This window comes from Tenacibaculum sp. IB213877, assembly GCF_034043975.1.
Taxonomy (GTDB): domain Bacteria; phylum Bacteroidota; class Bacteroidia; order Flavobacteriales; family Flavobacteriaceae; genus Polaribacter.
Genome location: NZ_JAXCHH010000042.1, coordinates 1 through 730, shown reverse-complemented (window position 1 = coordinate 730; position 730 = coordinate 1). Strand labels below are relative to the sequence as shown.

Here is a 730-nt window from a genome sequence, read left to right as displayed (position 1 = left end):
CTTTTTAGCGAGTTTAGAAGGTACAGACGGAACGAATGGAACCAATGGTGTGGATGGAAAATCAGCATATCAAAGTTGGTTAGATACAGGCAACACAGGAACCGAAGCAGACTTTTTAGCGAGTTTAGCAGGTACAGACGGAACGAATGGTACGAACGGAACCAATGGAGTAGATGGAAAATCAGCATACCAAAGTTGGTTAGATACAGGTAACACAGGAACCGAGGCAGACTTTTTAGCAAGTTTAGCAGGTACAGACGGAACAAATGGTACGAACGGAACTAATGGAGTTGACGGAAAATCAGCATATCAGAGTTGGTTAGATACAGGTAACACAGGAACCGAAGCGGACTTTTTAGCGAGTTTAGCAGGTACAGACGGAACAAATGGTACCAATGGAGTAGATGGAAAATCAGCATATCAAAGTTGGTTAGATACAGGTAACACAGGAACCGAAGCAGACTTTTTAGCGAGTTTAGCAGGTACAGACGGAACGAACGGAACCAATGGAGTTGACGGAAAATCGGCATATCAAAGTTGGTTGGATACAGGTAACACAGGAACCGAAGCAGACTTTTTAGCGAGTTTAGAAGGTACAGACGGAACGAATGGAACCAATGGAGTAGATGGAAAATCAGCATACCAAAGTTGGTTAGATACAGGCAATACAGGAACCGAAGCAGACTTTTTAGCGAGCTTAGAAGGTACAGACGGAACGAACGGAACCAAT

1 pseudogene is annotated in these 730 nt (G+C 43.7%); it reads left to right on the top strand.

The window, feature by feature from the left end:
• Positions 1–730 (top strand): annotated as a pseudogene (locus tag SLH33_RS13000) (hypothetical protein); the annotation flags it as partial.